Annotated in this window: 11 protein-coding genes; 3 read left to right on the top strand and 8 right to left on the bottom strand. The window is 63.3% G+C overall.

What is annotated here, in order from left to right; translation table 11 throughout:
* Positions 1 to 30: 30 nt before the first annotated feature.
* Together G7048_RS23405 and phaC are read right to left on the bottom strand one after the other, a co-directional pair.
* Positions 31 to 1212 carry an acetyl-CoA C-acetyltransferase gene (locus tag G7048_RS23405; RefSeq protein WP_166070433.1) on the bottom strand — a complete coding sequence of 394 codons (1182 nt, stop codon included), beginning with the start codon at positions 1210 to 1212 and terminating at the stop codon, positions 31 to 33.
* Positions 1213 to 1467: 255 nt separating this feature from the next.
* Positions 1468 to 3180: a class I poly(R)-hydroxyalkanoic acid synthase gene (phaC, locus tag G7048_RS23400; RefSeq protein ID WP_166070432.1), complete on the bottom strand. Its 1713-nt coding sequence runs from the start codon at positions 3178 to 3180 to the stop codon at positions 1468 to 1470.
* 138 nt (positions 3181 to 3318) lie between these two features.
* Between phaC and G7048_RS23395 the strand changes: the two genes are divergently transcribed.
* Positions 3319 to 3624, top strand: a complete 306-nt coding sequence (locus G7048_RS23395) for a YjdF family protein (RefSeq protein WP_166071146.1) — start codon at positions 3319 to 3321, stop codon at positions 3622 to 3624.
* Here the strand turns inward: G7048_RS23395 and pgeF are convergent.
* Positions 3577 to 4401 carry a peptidoglycan editing factor PgeF gene (pgeF, locus tag G7048_RS23390; RefSeq protein WP_166071145.1) on the bottom strand — a complete coding sequence of 275 codons (825 nt, stop codon included), beginning with the start codon at positions 4399 to 4401 and terminating at the stop codon, positions 3577 to 3579. The two genes, G7048_RS23395 and pgeF, sit on opposite strands and share 48 nt — an antisense overlap.
* A 21-nt stretch (positions 4402 to 4422) precedes the next feature.
* The gene (maiA, locus tag G7048_RS23385; protein ID WP_166070431.1) at positions 4423 to 5091 is read right to left on the bottom strand and encodes a maleylacetoacetate isomerase; all 669 of its coding nucleotides are present in this window, start codon (positions 5089 to 5091) and stop codon (positions 4423 to 4425) included.
* Positions 5092 to 5260: 169 nt separating this feature from the next.
* Between maiA and G7048_RS23380 the strand changes: the two genes are divergently transcribed.
* The gene (locus tag G7048_RS23380) at positions 5261 to 5956 is read left to right on the top strand and encodes a fumarylacetoacetate hydrolase family protein (protein ID WP_166070430.1); all 696 of its coding nucleotides are present in this window, start codon (positions 5261 to 5263) and stop codon (positions 5954 to 5956) included.
* Between the two features lie 86 nt (positions 5957 to 6042).
* On the top strand, positions 6043 to 6615 hold the full coding sequence (locus G7048_RS23375; RefSeq protein ID WP_166070429.1) for an NUDIX hydrolase: 573 nt from the start codon (positions 6043 to 6045) through the stop codon (positions 6613 to 6615).
* A gap of 65 nt (positions 6616 to 6680) precedes the next feature.
* Here G7048_RS23375 and G7048_RS23370 read toward each other — a convergent pair whose 3' ends face one another.
* The 4 genes from G7048_RS23370 to smc all read right to left on the bottom strand — a co-directional run bounded on the left by G7048_RS23370 (position 6681) and on the right by smc (position 16394).
* On the bottom strand, positions 6681 to 9356 hold the full coding sequence (locus G7048_RS23370; protein WP_166071144.1) for a penicillin-binding protein 1A: 2676 nt from the start codon (positions 9354 to 9356) through the stop codon (positions 6681 to 6683).
* Positions 9357 to 9458: 102 nt separating this feature from the next.
* Complete coding sequence (gene ligA, locus G7048_RS23365) at positions 9459 to 11552, bottom strand: NAD-dependent DNA ligase LigA (RefSeq protein ID WP_166070428.1); 2094 nt, start codon at positions 11550 to 11552, stop codon at positions 9459 to 9461.
* A gap of 162 nt (positions 11553 to 11714) precedes the next feature.
* Entirely contained in the window at positions 11715 to 12815 is a 1101-nt protein-coding gene (locus tag G7048_RS23360) for a cell division protein FtsZ (RefSeq protein ID WP_166070427.1), read from the bottom strand.
* A gap of 54 nt (positions 12816 to 12869) precedes the next feature.
* The gene (smc, locus tag G7048_RS23355) at positions 12870 to 16394 is read right to left on the bottom strand and encodes a chromosome segregation protein SMC (RefSeq protein ID WP_166070426.1); all 3525 of its coding nucleotides are present in this window, start codon (positions 16392 to 16394) and stop codon (positions 12870 to 12872) included.
* Between the last annotated feature and the right edge of the window lie 13 nt (positions 16395 to 16407).

The raw sequence follows: 16407 nt of genomic DNA, 5'->3' as shown, positions 1-16407 counted from the left end.
GATTGATTCGGTCAATTTTCCTGTGAGCGATTACCGTTCCACTGCCAGCGATACCCCCATGCCGCCACCGATGCAAAGCGCGGCGACACCCTTCTTGGCACCACGACGCTCCATCTCGTGCAGCAGCGAAACCAGAACGCGGCAGCCAGACGCACCGATTGGATGCCCCAGCGCAATCGCGCCGCCGTTCACGTTGACCTTTGCAGGGTCCACGGCCAACTCCTTGTTCACGGCGCAGGCCTGGGCGGCAAAGGCTTCGTTCAATTCGAAGAGGTCCACGTCCTCGACCTTCCAGCCAGCGCGCTTGAGCGCCTTCTTGGTGGCCGACACGGGGCCCATGCCCATGATCGTTGGATCGAGACCTGTCGTGCCGAAAGAGACGATGCGCGCCAGCGGCGTCAGGCCCAGTTCCTTGGCCTTCTTCGCGGTCATCACGACCACGGCAGCGGCGCCGTCGTTCAGTCCGGATGCATTGCCCGCGGTCACCGAGCCCGCCTTGTCGAAGGCGGGACGCAGACGCTCCAGGGCGGCTTCGTCGGTCTTGCGGTTGATGTATTCGTCGGCATCGAACTTGATCGGATCGCCCTTCTTCTGAGGCAGCTCCACGGTCACGATCTCGGCCTTGAAGTGGCCTGCGTCCTGTGCAGCCGCAGCCTTCTTCTGGCTGGCGAGCGCCAGAGCATCCTGTTGTTCGCGGGAAATCTCGAACTGCTTGGCCACGTTCTCGGCCGTGATGCCCATGTGGTAGTGGTTGTAGGCGTCGAGCAGGCCGTCCACGATCATCGTGTCGACCAGCTTCCAGTCGCCCATGCGCATGCCGTCACGCGAGTTGGGCAGCACGTGCGCCGAGGCACTCATGTTTTCCTGACCGCCCGCGACCACGATTTCGCTGTCGCCGGTGGCAACGGACTGGGCAGCCAGCATCACCGCCTTGAGGCCAGAGCCGCAGACTGCGTTGATGGTGAGCGCCGGGGTTTCCTTGGCAACGCCTGCCTTGATCATGGCCTGGCGAGCCGGGTTCTGGCCCGCGCCGGCGGTCAGCACCTGACCCATGATGACTTCGCCCACTTGGTCGAGCGGCACCTTGGCGCGCGCAAGCGCTTCCTTGATGACGATCGCGCCCAGATCGGTGGCTGGCACCTTGGCGAGACTTCCGCCGAACTTGCCAACAGGCGTTCGGACTGCGGAGACGATGACGATTTCTTCACTCATGACGGACCTTTCTTGCTGATTGGCGAGCATTCCTGATTCAAGTGGGGCACCTGACTTCCGAATGCTGGACTTGATGAACTTGCTGCTTGTGCCTGCTGCCGTCACGACATCTTCAATGGTGTGATTCTTACGTGACTCCGGCCAAACAGGAGCACAGGCTTACCCTCTCATGGCTTGCCCTTACAGAGACCCGCGAACCGGACTTTCCGCACCTCGAAATGGTGTAGAAAGCCAGATTCACGGTGACCATGCGATTCAAGCCTTCTGCTTGACGTAGCTGCCGGGCGCGGGCTCCAGGGCCTTGTACTTCGTGCCCTTGCCGTAGGCTTTGGGCGCGGCGATCTGTTTGCCGCCATGGCCCGCGAGCCATTCGGACCAGTCGGTCCACCAGCTTCCCGGGTGCTCGGAGGCACCCGACAGCCAGTCGTCGAACGACGCGGGGAACTTGGTCAGCGACTGCACCCAGTAGCTGCGTTTTTTCTTCGCTGGTGGGTTGATCACGCCGGCAATGTGGCCGGACGCGCCCATCACGAATCGCTTCTTGCCGGGGAACACCTGCGTGGAGGCGTAAGCACCCTGAATCGGCACGATGTGGTCTTCGCGCGAGCCGTAGATGTACATCGGCAGATTGACCTTGGAGAGATCGAGCTGCTCACCGCACACCGTCACGCCGCCGGGCTTGGGCAGGTTGTTCTGCAGATAGAAATTGCGCAGGTACCACGCATACCAAGGGCCGGGCAGATTGGTGGAGTCGCTGTTCCAGTACAGCAGGTCGAATGCGGGTGGCGTTTCGCCCTTCAGATAGTTGCCGACGACGTAGTTCCACACCAGATCATTGGGGCGCAGGAAGCTGAAGGTCGATGCCAGATCCTGACCCTTCATCAGCCCGCCGTTGCCCATCTGCATTTCGCGATAGCGCACGAAGTTCTCGTCGATGAACACGTCGAGAATGCCGGTGTCGGTGAAGTCGACCAGCGCCGTCAGCAGCGTCGCGCTGGCCACTGGCGATTCACCACGCGCCTGCAGCACCCCCAGCGCGTTGACCAGCATGGTGCCGCCCACGCAGAAGCCCAGCGTGTTGATCTGCGGCGCGCCGCTGATGTCCTGAACGGTTTCGATGGCCTTGATGACCGCGTTCTGGATGTAGTCGTCCCAGGTGGCTTGCGCCATGGACTCATCTGGATTGCGCCAGCTCACCACGAAGGTGCGGTGGCCTTCGGCCACCAGATGGCGGATCACCGAGTTGTCGGGTTGCAGGTCGAGGATGTAGAACTTGTTGATGCAAGGCGGCACCAGCAGGAATGGGCGCTCGTAGACCTTGGCGGTGAGCGGCTTGTATTCGAGCAGTTGGAAGTATTCGTTCTCGAACACCACGGCACCTTCGGTCGTGGCCACATTGCGGCCCACTTCGAACTTGCTCTCGTCGGTCATCGAGATATGGCCCTGGCGCATGTCGTGCAGCATGTTGGCCACGCCCTTGGCGATGCTCTCGCCCTGGGTCTCGATGGCCATCTTCTGTGCGTCGGCGTTGAACGCGAGGAAGTTGCTTGGTGCCATGGCGGCCAGCCATTGCTCGACTCCGAACTTGATGCGCTGGCGGGTCTTTTCGTCGCCCTGCACCGCATCCGCCATGCCCATCAGGGTCTTGGCCTGCAACATGTAGGTGGACGCAACGGCCGAAGCCACGGGGTTCTTGCTCCAACCCTCTCCGGCAAAGCGGCGATCGGAGGGCGGCTTCGCGGTTTCCTGCAGGCCGCTGGCGATCAGCGACTGTATTTCCTTAAGGTAGCTTTGCTGCAGTTCAGCGAGCTTTTCCGGAGGAATGCTCACTTGCGCCTGAGGCTTTACAGAAGCGGTCAAGGCACCCAAATCCGCAGAAGGCATTGATTGCAGCAATTTGCTCCAACTCTCCTCCCACAACTGCTGGAATTGGCGGGCTCCTTCGGCCCATTGTGCGTCAGAATCCATGGTGTCTCCTACGGTCGCGTTGCGATGCCGGTTTATTTGATTACCGGTTCGAGCATCGTACAGCGAGCGCAAGACCTTTCAGGCAATTCAGAGTGACATGGCCTGCTTTTGTTGTTTCGGAGTTTTACTTCTATGGTGTTGATATTGGTGGTGATCGCATGGCTGTACGTCACGCTGATGATGGCAGTGGCCGAAGCCAGTGCCATCAACGGCAGCCTGCTCGGGGGCATCATCACCTTCGCGCTCTATGGACTGCTGCCTGTGTCCATCATCGTCTACATTTTCAGCACGCCCGTGCGAAAACGCATGCGCAAGGCCCGCGAGGAACAGGCGATGCGGCAATGGGAGCTGGAGCAGCAGAAACAACAGGAAAGGAACGCGGTGAACGCCGCGAACTCAGCGGTCGAGCCAGACGGCAGCGGCAAGCCGCCCGCTTCCCCCTAGCGCGCGCTGATCGCGGCGATAAGAGAAGAAGCGCTCGGGATTGCTGACGGTGCACCAAGGCTTGGTGCTGTCATTGCCGTGAATGCTGCGGACGCCCGCCGCCGCAAGACGCTGTCTGGCTAGTGCCGCAAGATCGGACAGATACTTGCCTTCGCCAAGTGATCTGAAATGCTGCTCCGCATTGGCATCATGTGAGCAGAAGGCTTCATGCACTTCCGCACCCACTTCAAACGCATCCGGTCCGATGCAGGGGCCGAGCCAAACCATCAGCTTGCCCGAGGCGACAGTGCGCATTTCGGCAAGCGTCTTTTCGAGCACGCCCTGCCCTGGTGCTGCGCCAGCCAAGCCGCGCCAACCGGCATGCGCCGCAGCGACCACCGAACCGGTATCGTCGGCAAAAAGCACTGGCAAGCAATCAGCCACCATGATCACGCAGGCCACACCTTGGTTCTGCGTGGCACACGCATCGGCGGTCGTTCCATTGATGGACTGGACGTCAAGCCATTGCAGATCGGTTCCATGCACCTGCTGCAGAAACACCGGATGCGCGACGCCATCACGCACACGCAATTCGCGCGAAAAGATGTCGCGATTGGCTTGCACGTCGAGCGGGTCGTCGTTCACATGGTCGCCCAGATTGAGGCTTGCATATGGGCCGGTGCTCACGCCGCCAGCGCGGGTCGAGCACAGTGCTCGCACATTCGAGGGAGCGGGCCAGTCGGGAATCAGCCAGTCGGTGGCTTGCTTGTCAGTCAGGGAAGTCGTTGTCGTCGTCATCTCAGGCACGGAAAATCGATCTCAGGCCTCATTGTCCGGGCAAGCCGACGGATGCGCTTTCTGGAACGCGGGCAAGGCCATGCAAGCCGTGAACGCTGCCATGGTCAGGGGCAAGCCTTCCAGATCGACATGGAAGCGCTGGGCATTGAAGATCTGCGGCACGAGGCAGCAATCGGCCATCGACGGCTTGTCGCCCCAGCAGTACTTCGATGCGGGCAACCCTGCGGCTTCTCGCTCCTTGGCGAGCAAGGCAAGTTGGCGCTCGAAGGCTTCGAGGCCGTTGCGCGTCCAGTGACGGTACCAAGCATCCTTGCCCGATTCGTCCACCATCAAGTCATTGCGCAGGTACTTGAGCACCCGCAGGTTGTTGATCGGGTGGATCTCGCAGGCGATCATTTGCGCGAGCGCACGGACATGGGCCCGGCCCAGTGCATCGGCGGGCAGCACGGCGGGTTCGGGATGGGTTTCGTCCAGATACTCGATGATGGCCATGGACTGCGTGAGCAGATGGCCGTCGTCGGTTTCGAGCGCGGGAACCAGCGCATCGCCCACACGCTTGGTGAAGGCGGGATCGCGATGCTCCGCGCGCACCAGATGCAGCGGAACGTAGTCGTAGGTGAGGCCCTTCAGAGCCAGCGCGATGCGCACCCGGAAGGAGGCGGAGGAGCGAAAGTAATTGAAGAGCTTCATAAGGCACAAAGCATACGCAAGCTCGCAGCATCGCGCCAGCGTGGGCATTACTGAGTTCCACGCCGCTTTTTGCATGGCACACTGTGACGGATCCGGCAGGACTCCTTCCCGATTCGCTCCGCAAAACGTTTCGCAAAACCTTCTCTACAACAGCAGACATCGAACCACCATGAGCTACGTATTCACCCCCGCTCCCGCTGCAACCGTTCCCGTGGTCGGCAGCGACGCCCTGTTCCCCGTGCACCGCATCTACTGCGTGGGCCGCAACTACGCCGAGCACGCCAAGGAAATGGGCCACTCGGGCCGTGAAGCGCCCTTTTTCTTCATGAAGCCCGCCGACACCGTGCTGGTCGTCACGGAAGGCACCACCGGCGAAATGCCCTACCCCACGCTCACCAAAGACCTGCACCACGAGATCGAATTGGTAGTGGCGCTCGGCAAGGGCGGCAAGAACATCAAGGCCGCCGACGCTGCCGCGCACATCTTCGGCTACGCCGTGGGCCTGGACATGACGCGCCGCGACCTGCAGGCCGAAGCCAAGAAGCTGGGCCGTCCATGGGACATCGCCAAGGGTTTTGACTTCAGCGCCCCGATCACCCCCATCGTGCCCGCCGACAAGGCTGGCGATGTGAACAACGCGGCCATCTGGTTGAATGTGAATGGCGCCAAGCGCCAGGCCAGCGAAGTCACGCAACTGATCTGGAACATCGCAGAAACCATCGAAGCACTGTCGCAGGCATGGGAGCTGCAAGCCGGCGACCTGATCTTCTCGGGCACACCCGAAGGCGTTGCGGCCGTCTCCAAGGGCGATGTGCTCGAAGGCGGCGTTGCGGGCCTGCCAGCGCTCAAGGTCAAGCTGGTTTGATCCGCTGATCGCCCTCGCGGCACGGAGTTTTGGGCGCAAGCCTGCTTGCACTCTGTGCCCATGTTTCCTGCGCCACAATAGCCCACATGACCATTCGTGCCCCTGTTCGTTTCTGCCGCAACTGCGGCACCGCTGTCGAATACCGTGTCCCCGATGATGGCGACACCCGCGTGCGAGCCGTTTGTCCGGCCTGCCACACGATTCACTACGAGAATCCACTCAACGTGGTGGGAACGATTCCGGTGATGCCCGATGGCCGCGTGCTGCTGTGCAAGCGCAACATCGAGCCGCGCTGGGGCAAGTGGACGCTGCCTGCGGGCTTCATGGAACTGAACGAAACCACCGCCGAAGGCGCAGCCCGCGAGACCGACGAGGAAGCCGGTGCGCAGATCCGCATGGGCCGTTTGTTCTCGCTGGTGAACGTGCCGCATGTCGGGCAGGTGCATTTGTTCTACACCGCCGATCTGCTGAGCGACCAGTTCAACCCCGGTCACGAAACCATCGAAGCCCGCCTCTTCCGCGAGGACGAAATTCCGTGGGATGAACTGGCTTTCCGCACCGTCAGCACCTCGTTGCGCTTGTGGTTCGAGGACCGCAAGAACGGCGCCGAGAACAACGTGCACAACGTCGATCTGTCGGCACCGAAGCCGGATCACTGAGTTCGCTCATCCCAATAAAAACGGCGCTCGATTCGAGCGCCGTTTTTCATTTCCGGGGTGCCGGATCAGTTCTGCCCCGGTACCACCACGCCGCGTTCGACCGGCGACGTGACGACCGTGCCCGGCATCGCCGCTGGTTGCTGCACCGTCTGCCCGCCGCCCGGCATCGGCGGTGGAGGACTGTTGGATGGCTGCGGCACATACGGCGCGGGAGTCGTCTGCGCCTGCAGTTGCGGATTGGTCGGTGGGTTGGCGCGCGCCTGTGGTGGCAGCACCTGGCCATTCGCGGGCATGGGCGGCTGCGCGCCTTGTCCGTTGGATGGCTGCGACGGCAGATGCGGCCAAGGCGAGGTCTGCGGTTGTGGTGGCTGCTGCTGCGGATGTTGAGAGGGATTCCAGAACGGGTCCTGCGACTCTCCCGCGCCTGCCGGTGGCTGCGATGGCGGCTCGGGGTCAGCGTCCGGCGTGGCGTTTTGCAGCGGTTTGAGCGGGGCCTCGCCGATCTCGGGGCGCGAGCCATCGTCCGCGCCAGCGGGTGTTTGCGGGCGAGGTGGCAGTTGCGAGCCCTGCACTTCCGGTGTTGTGGCGGCGGGCGGCTGGATCTGGTCGGTGGAGCGGCCAAACAGATCGACCACCCAGTTGCGCACCGAGCCGATCGCGTCCGCCAGAATGCTGTGTTCTTCCTGATCGACGAACTTCAGATTGCTGTCCACGATCTTGCCGCGAATCGCCTGCTGGAACACCTGGCCGACGATGGGCAGCGCGCTGTGCGCACCCTGCCCCCAATAGTCGCTGCGCAGCGTGATGCGGCCATCGTTGAAGCCCACCCACGCGCCCGCCACCATCTGCGGATGCATCATGATGAACCAGCCATCCGTGTTGTCCTGCGTGGTGCCGGTCTTGCCCGCCACATCGGCGCTGATGCCGTAGCGCGAACGGATCGCCACGCCCGTGCCCTTGTTGATCACGCCGCGCATGGCGTTGCGCAGCTCCTGCGCAGGCGCAAGCGCCAGTGCGCGCTGGGCCTTGGCCGGGGCGAAGGTTTCGAGCACCTTTCCATCCTTGTCCTCGATCTGGGTGATCACCGTCGGAGCCAAATACGCGCCTGCGTTGGCGATGGTGCCGTAGGAGGCCACCATTTCCTTGAGCGTGACCGGGCTGGTGCCCAGCGCGAGTGAAGGCACTTCGTCGAGCTTGGATTCACGCACACCCATGGCACGCGCGAGCTGGGCGACTTTTTCCGGGCCGACCTGCTGCATCACCTGCGCGGTGATGATGTTCTTGGAATATGCGAGTCCATCGGACAGCGACATCGGCGCGTAGCTGGGCGCGGAGTCGTCGGTCGGCTTCCAGACCTGCTTGCCGCCATCGAGCGGAATCTCGATGGGCTGGTCCATGAAGGTGTCGCCAGGCCGCATGCCCTTGGCAAAGGCTGCTCCGTAGACAAACGGCTTGAAGGTCGAACCCGGCTGGCGGCGCGCGGCCTGCACGTGGTCGAAAGGGTCTTGTGCGTAGTCGCGGCTGCCCACCCAGGCGAGCACGGTGCCGTCGCGCGGATCGAGCGCCAGAAAGCCCGCTTGCAGCCGCGTCTTCTGCTGCTTGAGCTTGGCCATGAAATCGGCGTTGTCGAGCAAGCCCTTGAGCACCTCGTCCGGATTGCCGCCCTTGGCAACCGCCTGTTCGTACTGCGAGGTTTCGCGCACCAGACGCTGCACCAGCGGGCTCTTTGCGCCCCAGATGCTTTGCGGTGCCCAGACCTTGTTGGCCACGGCCTGCAGCGCGCGGCCCTGCTTTTCGATGGCTTGATTCGCCATTTCCTGCAGCTTGCCGTTGACCGTGGTGCGGATCACCAGACCGTCGGAGTACAGGCTGTAGCCCTCACGGTCGGCCCAGTCGATCAACTGGCGACGCAGCTGCTGCGCCAGATGCGGCGCGAGGCCGTTGACCTCGGCCTGGCGTTCGAAGCGGATGCGCAGCGGGCGCTTGATGAGCTTGTCGTAGTCGGCCGCCGAGAGCTTTTCGCGCTTTTTCATCTGCGCGAGCACGGTGTTGCGGCGGTCCTGTGCGCGCTCGGGGTTGAGCACCGGGTTGTAATAGACCGTGCCCTTGAGCATGCCGATCAGCGTGGCGCTTTCGATCACGTTGAGCTCGTCGGCCGACTTGTCGAAATACGTGCGCGCGGCCATCTCGATGCCGAAGGCGTTGTAGAGAAACGGCACGGTGTTGAGATAGGTCTCCAGAATCTCGTCCTTGGAGTACGTCATCTCGATCTTGAGCGCCGTGATCGCCTCTTTGAGCTTGCGGTTCAGCGTGGGCGCGCGGCCGATTTCCTCGGGGTAGAGATTGCGTGCGAGCTGCTGCGTGATGGTCGAGCCGCCCTGCTTGTCACCGCCGAGCGTGCGCACCACGGCGGACAGCGTGCGCTTCCAATCCAGCCCGAAGTGCTCGTAGAAGCGATGGTCTTCGGTGGCGATCAGCGCGTCCTTGACCGGCTGGGCGATGCCCTTGAGCGGCACCCATTCGCGGTTGATCCATTTGTACTCGGCCAGCAGCCTGCCGTCGGCGGAGACGAGCTGCGCGGGCTGATCGGTCTTGGCCTTGCGCAGATCGCTGATCGACGGTGTGAACGGAATCAGGATCAGCACATAGAGAAACAGCGCAATCGGCCCGGAAGCCAGCAGCCACCAGAGATTGCGCTTGGATTTCCACGGCTTGCCCGGCCATGGAAACCGCTGGAGCATGCTGCCTGCCGCCTTGTCCTGAGTGGGTTCAGACGTTTGGGCCTGAATGTTGTCGTCTTCGTTCTGGGGCATGGCAGTGCTCTTGGGCAATCTTCGTTCTGTTTACTCGGGCGTGCGGCCCAGCAGTGCGAGCATTCCGGCTTCGTCGAGCACGGCAACACCCAGTTCCTGGGCCTTGTCGAGCTTGCTGCCCGCCTCGGCCCCGGCGACCACATAACTGGTCTTCTTGCTCACCGAGCCGGACACCTTGGCGCCCGCAGCTTCGAGCATTTCCTTGGCCTCATCGCGGCTCAGCGTCGGCAAGGTACCGGTCAGCACCACCGTCATGCCGGAAAGCAGTTGCTCGCCCTGCTGCTTGGGCTCGCCCTCTTCCCAGGTCACGCCGCAGGCACGCAGTTGCTCGACCACCTCGCGGTTGTGCGGTTGGGCGAAGAAGGTGTGGATCGACTCGGCCACCACCGGCCCCACGTCGTTGACCTGCAGAAGCTGTTCGGCGCTTGCATCCATGATGGCGTCGAGCTTGCCGAAATGCTTGGCCAAGTCGCGCGCCGTGGATTCACCCACATGGCGAATGCCGAGGCCGAACAGAAAGCGCTGCAGCGTGGTCTGCTTGGATTTTTCCAGCGCCGCCAGCACGTTCTGCGCAGACTTCTCGGCCATGCGGTCCAGCGCCGACAGCGCGCTCAGGCCCAGGCGATACAGATCGGGCAGTACGCGCACGACATTGCCGTCCACGAGTTGATCGACCAGCTTGCCGCCCAGACCTTCGATGTCCATCGCGCGGCGCGCGGCGAAGTGCAGGATGGCTTCCTTGCGCTGCGCCGGGCAGAACAAGCCACCCGTGCATTGGTGATTGACTTCGCCCTTTTCGCGCACCACCGCGCTGCCGCAGACCGGGCAGGTCTTGGGCATGCGGAAATTCGGCACGTACACGGGACGTTCGCCGGGAACGCGCCCGACGACCTCTGGAATCACATCGCCCGCACGACGCACGATCACCTGGTCACCCACGCGCACGCCCTTCTTGCGGATTTCGAACAGGTTGTGCAGCGTGGCATTGGTCACCACCACGCCGCCGACCTGCACGGGTGCCAAACGCGCGACGGGCGTGATGCGGCCGGTCCGGCCCACCTGCACGTCGATGGCTTCCATCGGCGTCGGCATTTCCTGCGCGGGATATTTGTGCGCCACGGCCCAGCGCGGCTCGCGCGACTTGAAGCCAAGCTGGCGTTGCAGCGCCAGACTGTTGACCTTGTAGACCACGCCGTCGATTTCGTAGGCCAGCGTCGGGCGCTCGGCACCGAGTCGCTCGTGGAACGCCACCAGCTCGTCCGCACCATGCGCCACGCAGACCTGCGGCGCGACCGGGAAACCCCAGTCCTTGAGCGTCTGCAGCATGCCGTAATGCGTCTGGAAATCCGGTCCGCCATCGGCTGCGGGTGTGATTTCGCCAAGGCCGTAAGCGAAGAACGACAACGGCCGTTGCGCCGCGATGTTGGAGTCAAGCTGACGCACCGCACCCGCCGCCGCATTGCGCGGATTGGCGAACAGCTTGCCGCCGCTGGCCGCTTGGCGCTCGTTGAGCTTGTCCAGATCGGCCCGGCGCATGTAGACCTCGCCGCGCACCTCGACCACGGGCGGCACGCCCTTGTCTGTGGGCAGGTTCAGCGGAATCTGGCGGATCGTGCGGATGTTGTGGGTGACGTCTTCGCCCACCTCGCCATCGCCGCGTGTGGTGGCTCCGACGAGCTTGCCGTGCTCGTAGCGCAGATTCATCGCAAGACCATCGAACTTGGGCTCGGCCACGTATTCGACGGCAGGACTTGCGGGCGACAGTTCCAGTTCCTTGCGGATGCGCGCGTCGAAGGCCATTGCTCCGCTGGCCTCGTTGTCGGTCTCGGTCTGGATGCTGAGCATGGGCACGGCGTGGCGCACCGGCGTGAGGCCGTCGAGCACCGCGCCGATCACGCGCTGCGTGGGCGAGTCGGGCGTGACGATCTGCGGATACGATGCTTCGAGCGCCTGCAGTTGCTGGAACACGCGGTCGTATTCGCCGTCAGGTACGCTGGGCGCGTCCTGCACATAGTATTCGTGCGCCCAGCGGTTGAGCTGCTCGCGCAGTTCATTCACCTTGGCGACGACTTTGGCAGGCACTTCCTGCGGCTGTTCGGAAAAGAGATCAAGACTGTCGGACATGGCCGGTTGCATACTTTCTGCCGCTCTCGTTCAAGACACTGGCGACTGGCAAGGATGCGCTATCGACGCGCAACGAAACGACGCATTCCAAATGAAAATGGCCGCCATTGTGAATGAGCGGCCCCTGCAAGGGCAAACCCAATGCCCTCAAATCTGTAACTATCAGCTAAACAATCGCCGCGCCAGCAACGACCCGGCCGACAGCTCGCGGGTGTCGAGCTTGTCGTACAGGGTTTCCAGATCGGCGGCGATCGGGTCCATGGTCATGGCGGGCAGCGGCGTTCCGTTCTGGTCGCAGAGCACGCCGTCCATCGATTTGCACAGCTCGGCGGCCACCTCGCGCAGACGCGCAAACGGCTGCTCGACCCGGTTGACCTGCGCCACATCGAGGCTCAGCAGAATGTCGCGGATCGCGGACTGCTCGGGATCGTCCGACAGCGCGGCCTGGGTGTCATACGACAGCGTGAGCACCGGCGGCAGACCGGCTTCGGCCGCAGGCAGCACCAGACGACCGGGCATGGCACCTGCCGTGAAGCCGACCTTGCCAGCGTTCTGCTGCACATAGCCAGGGCTCCAGGCAGCATGACGGGCGCGCAGCATGAAACTCAGTTGCGCGTCGTGCTCGCTGGCGAACTGGTCCAGCTCGCGGGCGCGGGCAACTTCGTGCAGCATGTCGGGGAAATCGACCGCCGCGCCGATGGAATCGACAAAGCTCTGCGCCTTCATCACGAATTCGGAGAACTCGATCTCGTTGAGCGCGCCAAGGCGGTTGGCGAGCTGCACTCCCGCCTGGAACTGCTTGTAGCGCTGACCGGCCACGGGCACTTCCCATTGCTGGGTGATCTCGTTCAAGCCTTCGACCGCGAACGGCTTGCTGCCCGCGCGGCGGGTGGGTGGCAAGGCGGCAAGCGCTGCATCGCCCGAGACGATCTGGTCGGCCACGATGGGCGCAAGCGCGTCGATCAGCGGATCGAGCCCGCCACGGCGCTCGACCGGCGGCAGAGGCATCTGCAGCGCGTCCTTCAAATCGACCGAATGCCCGTCGAAACTCGGTTCTATGCCGTGGTCCGGACCGATGCTCGCGGAGCCGATGCCTTCAAAGCCGGGTTCGTGGCGCACCGGCGGCGCATCGGGCGACACCTCGTTTTCGGCCGGGCTCGGACGCTTGGGCGCATTTCGGTGGGTGGACCAGGCGTTGTAGCCCACGACGACTGCCAGCACGAGGCCGCCGGCGATGATCAATGCAATCTGAAAGGTACTCATGGTGAATTCAATACTTTGTGCGGCGCGTGGTTGCTGACTGGCACAAGGACATGGTCAGACCTCCGCCATCGTCAGGGCGGACTCCATGTCCACCGCCACGATGCGCGACACACCTTGTTCCTGCATGGTCACGCCGATCAGCTGCTCGGCCATTTCCATGGCAATCTTGTTGTGACTGATGAAGAGGAACTGCGTTCCCTTCGACATGCTGGCCACCAGCTTGGCATAGCGTTCGGTGTTGGCGTCGTCCAGCGGCGCGTCCACCTCGTCCAGCAGACAGAACGGCGCGGGGTTCAACTGGAAAATCGCGAACACCAGCGCAATCGCGGTCAGCGCCTTTTCTCCGCCCGAGAGCAGGTGAATCGTCTGGTTCTTCTTGCCCGGCGGCTGGGCGATCACCTGCACGCCGGCATCGAGGATTTCGTCGCCCGTCATCACCAGCTTGGCCTGCCCGCCACCGAACAGCTCGGGGAACATGCGGCCGAAATGACCGTTGACGACATCGAAGGTGCCCATGAGCAAGGTGCGCGTTTCAGCGTCGATCTTGCGGATCGCGTCTTCGAGCGTGTTCATCGCCTGCGTCAAATCCTCGGTCTGCGCATCGAGGAAGGTCTTGCGCTCGCGCGCCAGATTCAACTCGTCGAGCGCCGCCAGATTGACCGCGCCCAGATCGGCGATGTTGCGGTGCAGGCGGTCGATTTCGCCCTGCAGCCCGCCGATGCGCACATTGCCCTCGGCAATCGACTGCTGGATCGCGGCCAGATCGGCTTCGGCCTCTTCCAGCAGCGTGGTGTACTGCTCCAGCCCCAGACGCGCGGCCTGTTCCTTGAGCTGGAATTCGGTGATGCGCGAGCGCAGCGGGTCCATGGCGCGTTCGAGCTGCATGCGGCGCTCGTCGCTGGCGCGCAGCTTGGCGGTCAGGTCGTCGTACTGGCTGCGCTGAGCGGCCAGCGACTTCTCGCGTTCGATCTTTTCATCCAGCGCCGTCTGCAGACCGCCTTGCGCAGCGGCTGCCGACAAACGGCCCATTTCGTCTCTGGCGCGCACTTCCTCGTCGGCCAGCGACTTGGCCTGATTGGCCGCCGTCTCGATGGTGCGCGACAGCTCGGCCTTGCGCGCGTCCATGCTGCGCTGGGAGAACACGGCCTCCTGCGCCTGACGCTCCAAGCTGCGCTGCTGCTCGCGACATTCGTTCAACTTGCGTTCGGCATCGATCACGCGCTCGTCCAATTGGGCGTGGCGCTCCTGGCTGTCGGCCAGTTGCATGTCGAGCTCTTCAAAACGCGCTTCGGCGGTCACCTTGCGCTCCTGCAGATCGTTCAACTGCGTTTCGACTTCAGCCAGATCGGCACCGATCTGCTCGCTGCGCGCACGGGTCTGCTCGGCCATCTGCGTGAGGCGCAGCGTCTCCACCTGCAACTCATGCGCGCGGCTTTGGGCTTCCGAAGCTTCACGACGTGCCGTGACCAGGCGCTGCGACGCATCGGCATAGGCGGCTTCGGCGCGGATCAGGGCGGTACGGGACTCTTCGCTGATCAGGACCTGGGCACGCAGTTCCTTTTCGAGATGTTCGATTTCCTGCGCGCGGGCCAGCATGCCGGACTGCTCGGAGTCCTGCGCATAAAAGCTCACGCTGTTGGCCGTGACCGCATGACCGGTCGCCACGTAGATGGTTTCGCCGCCCTTCAATTGCGAGCGACGGTTGAGCGCCTCGTCGAGCGACGTGGCGGTGTAGCAACCCGTCAGCCAATCGACCAGCACGGCGTTCAGACCGGCGTCATTCACTCGCAGCAGATCGGACAGACGCGCCTGACCATTGCCAGCCGCTGCGGCACCCGCCTGCGGTTTGCTGTAGAACGCCAGACGCGCGGGCGGTGCATCGTTGCCGCCGTGGCCGAGAAAGCCGCGCACCATGTCCAGACGCCCTACTTCCAGCGCGTTCATGCGCTCGCGCAAGGCGGCTTCGAGGGCGCTTTCCCAGCCCGGCTCGACGTGGATCTTGCTCCACAGCCCTTGCATGCCTTCGAGGCCATGCTTGGCGAGCCACGGTTGCAGCTTGCCATCAGTCTTGACCTTTTCCTGCAGCGCCTTGAGCGCTTCGAGGCGCGCCGACAGATCGGCCTGACGTCCGCTTTCGGTGTTCACCGTCTGCTGGCGCGCGCGGCGGTCTTCGTCGAGCTGCGGAACGGATTCCTGCAGCTCCATATGCTGTGCTTCGCTGATCTCGGCGAGTTCGGTCGCTTCGTCCAACTGCGAGCGCAGATTGGTCAACCGTGCTTCATCAGGCGCAGCCAGTGCATTGCGATCGGTGCGCAGACGCTCCTGACGCGATTCGAGCTGGCGGCTTTGCTCGCCAAAACCGCGCTGCTCGGCGGCCAGCACCTGAATCTGCTGCTGAATCTGCACGACCGAGCCGCGCTGCTCGCTGGTGCGCTGCTGGCTTTGGCGCAGCGCGTCTTCCAGATCGGGCATCAGCATGGCCTGCTCTTCGACCTGCGCGGCCAGCAGTTCGGCCTTTTCCTCGGCGTCCATGCCTGCGCCGGACAGCGTTTCAAGCTCGATCTCGGCCTCTTCCTTGCGCCCGCTCCACTGGGCGATCTGCTCAGCCAGTTGCGTCAATCGGCTTTCCACGCGCTGGCGGCCTTCGACCACGTAGCGGATCTCGGCTTCCAGCTTGCCGACCTCGGCCGTGGCTTCATACAAACGGCCCTGTGCCTGATTGACCTGATCGCCCGCCGCATAGTGCGCCTGACGAATGGTTTCCAGATCGGCTTCCACGGCGCGCAGATCGGCCATGCGGGCTTCGAGGTCGTTGACCGCCTGCAGGCCCTCGGCGCGCACCTTGGCCTGATCAGCCTCAGAATCGGCGCGCTTGAGGAACCAAAGCTGGTGCTGCTTGAGCGTCACATCGGACTGCAGCGCGTTGTACTTGGCGGCCACCTCGGCCTGCTTTTCGAGCTTTTCGAGGTTGGCGTTCAGCTCGCGAAGAATGTCTTCGACACGGGTCAGGTTCTCGCGCGTGTCCGAGAGGCGGTTTTCCGTCTCGCGGCGGCGCTCCTTGTATTTGGACACGCCCGCAGCTTCTTCGAGGAACAGACGCAGCTCTTCAGGCCGCGACTCGATGATCCGGCTGATCGTGCCCTGCCCGATGATGGCGTAGGCGCGCGGCCCGAGGCCGGTGCCCAGGAACACGTCCTGCACGTCACGGCGACGCACCGGCTGGTTGTTGATGAAGTAGCTGCTGGTGCCGTCGCGCGTGAGCACGCGCTTGACGGCGATTTCAGTGAACTGGTTCCACTGCCCGCCCGCACGGTGGTCGGCGTTGTCGAAGATCAGTTCCACGCTGGAACGGCTGGCCGGCTTGCGGTGAGTCGTTCCGTTGAAGATCACATCCTGCATCGACTCGCCGCGCAACTCGCTCGCCTTGGACTCCCCAAGCACCCAGCGCACGGCGTCCATGATGTTGGATTTGCCGCAACCATTCGGCCCGACCACGCCCACAAGCTGGCCGGGAAGCAGGAAGTTGGTGGGTTCGGCAAACGACTTGAAGCCGGCGAGTTTGATGGAGTTGAGACGCACGAGTCAGGCGGTG

Origin of the sequence: Diaphorobacter sp. HDW4B (assembly GCF_011305535.1) — a bacterium.
Taxonomy (GTDB): Bacteria; Pseudomonadota; Gammaproteobacteria; order Burkholderiales; family Burkholderiaceae_C; genus Diaphorobacter_A.
This window is presented reverse-complemented; position numbering and strand designations above follow the sequence as displayed.

Excerpts from the sequence above, each read along its gene's own strand:
- G7048_RS23405 (WP_166070433.1), bottom strand. The coding sequence starts at position 1,212 with ATGAGTGAAGAAATCGTCATCGTCTCCGCAGTCCGAACGCCTGTTGGC.
- phaC (WP_166070432.1), bottom strand. The coding sequence starts at position 3,180 with ATGGATTCTGACGCACAATGGGCCGAAGGAGCCCGCCAATTCCAGCAG.
- pgeF (WP_166071145.1), bottom strand. The coding sequence starts at position 4,401 with ATGACGACGACAACGACTTCCCTGACTGACAAGCAAGCCACCGACTGG.
- maiA (WP_166070431.1), bottom strand. The coding sequence starts at position 5,091 with ATGAAGCTCTTCAATTACTTTCGCTCCTCCGCCTCCTTCCGGGTGCGC.
- G7048_RS23380 (WP_166070430.1), top strand. The coding sequence starts at position 5,261 with ATGAGCTACGTATTCACCCCCGCTCCCGCTGCAACCGTTCCCGTGGTC.
- G7048_RS23375 (WP_166070429.1), top strand. The coding sequence starts at position 6,043 with ATGACCATTCGTGCCCCTGTTCGTTTCTGCCGCAACTGCGGCACCGCT.
- G7048_RS23370 (WP_166071144.1), bottom strand. The coding sequence starts at position 9,356 with ATGCTCCAGCGGTTTCCATGGCCGGGCAAGCCGTGGAAATCCAAGCGC.
- ligA (WP_166070428.1), bottom strand. The coding sequence starts at position 11,552 with ATGTCCGACAGTCTTGATCTCTTTTCCGAACAGCCGCAGGAAGTGCCT.
- G7048_RS23360 (WP_166070427.1), bottom strand. The coding sequence starts at position 12,815 with ATGAGTACCTTTCAGATTGCATTGATCATCGCCGGCGGCCTCGTGCTG.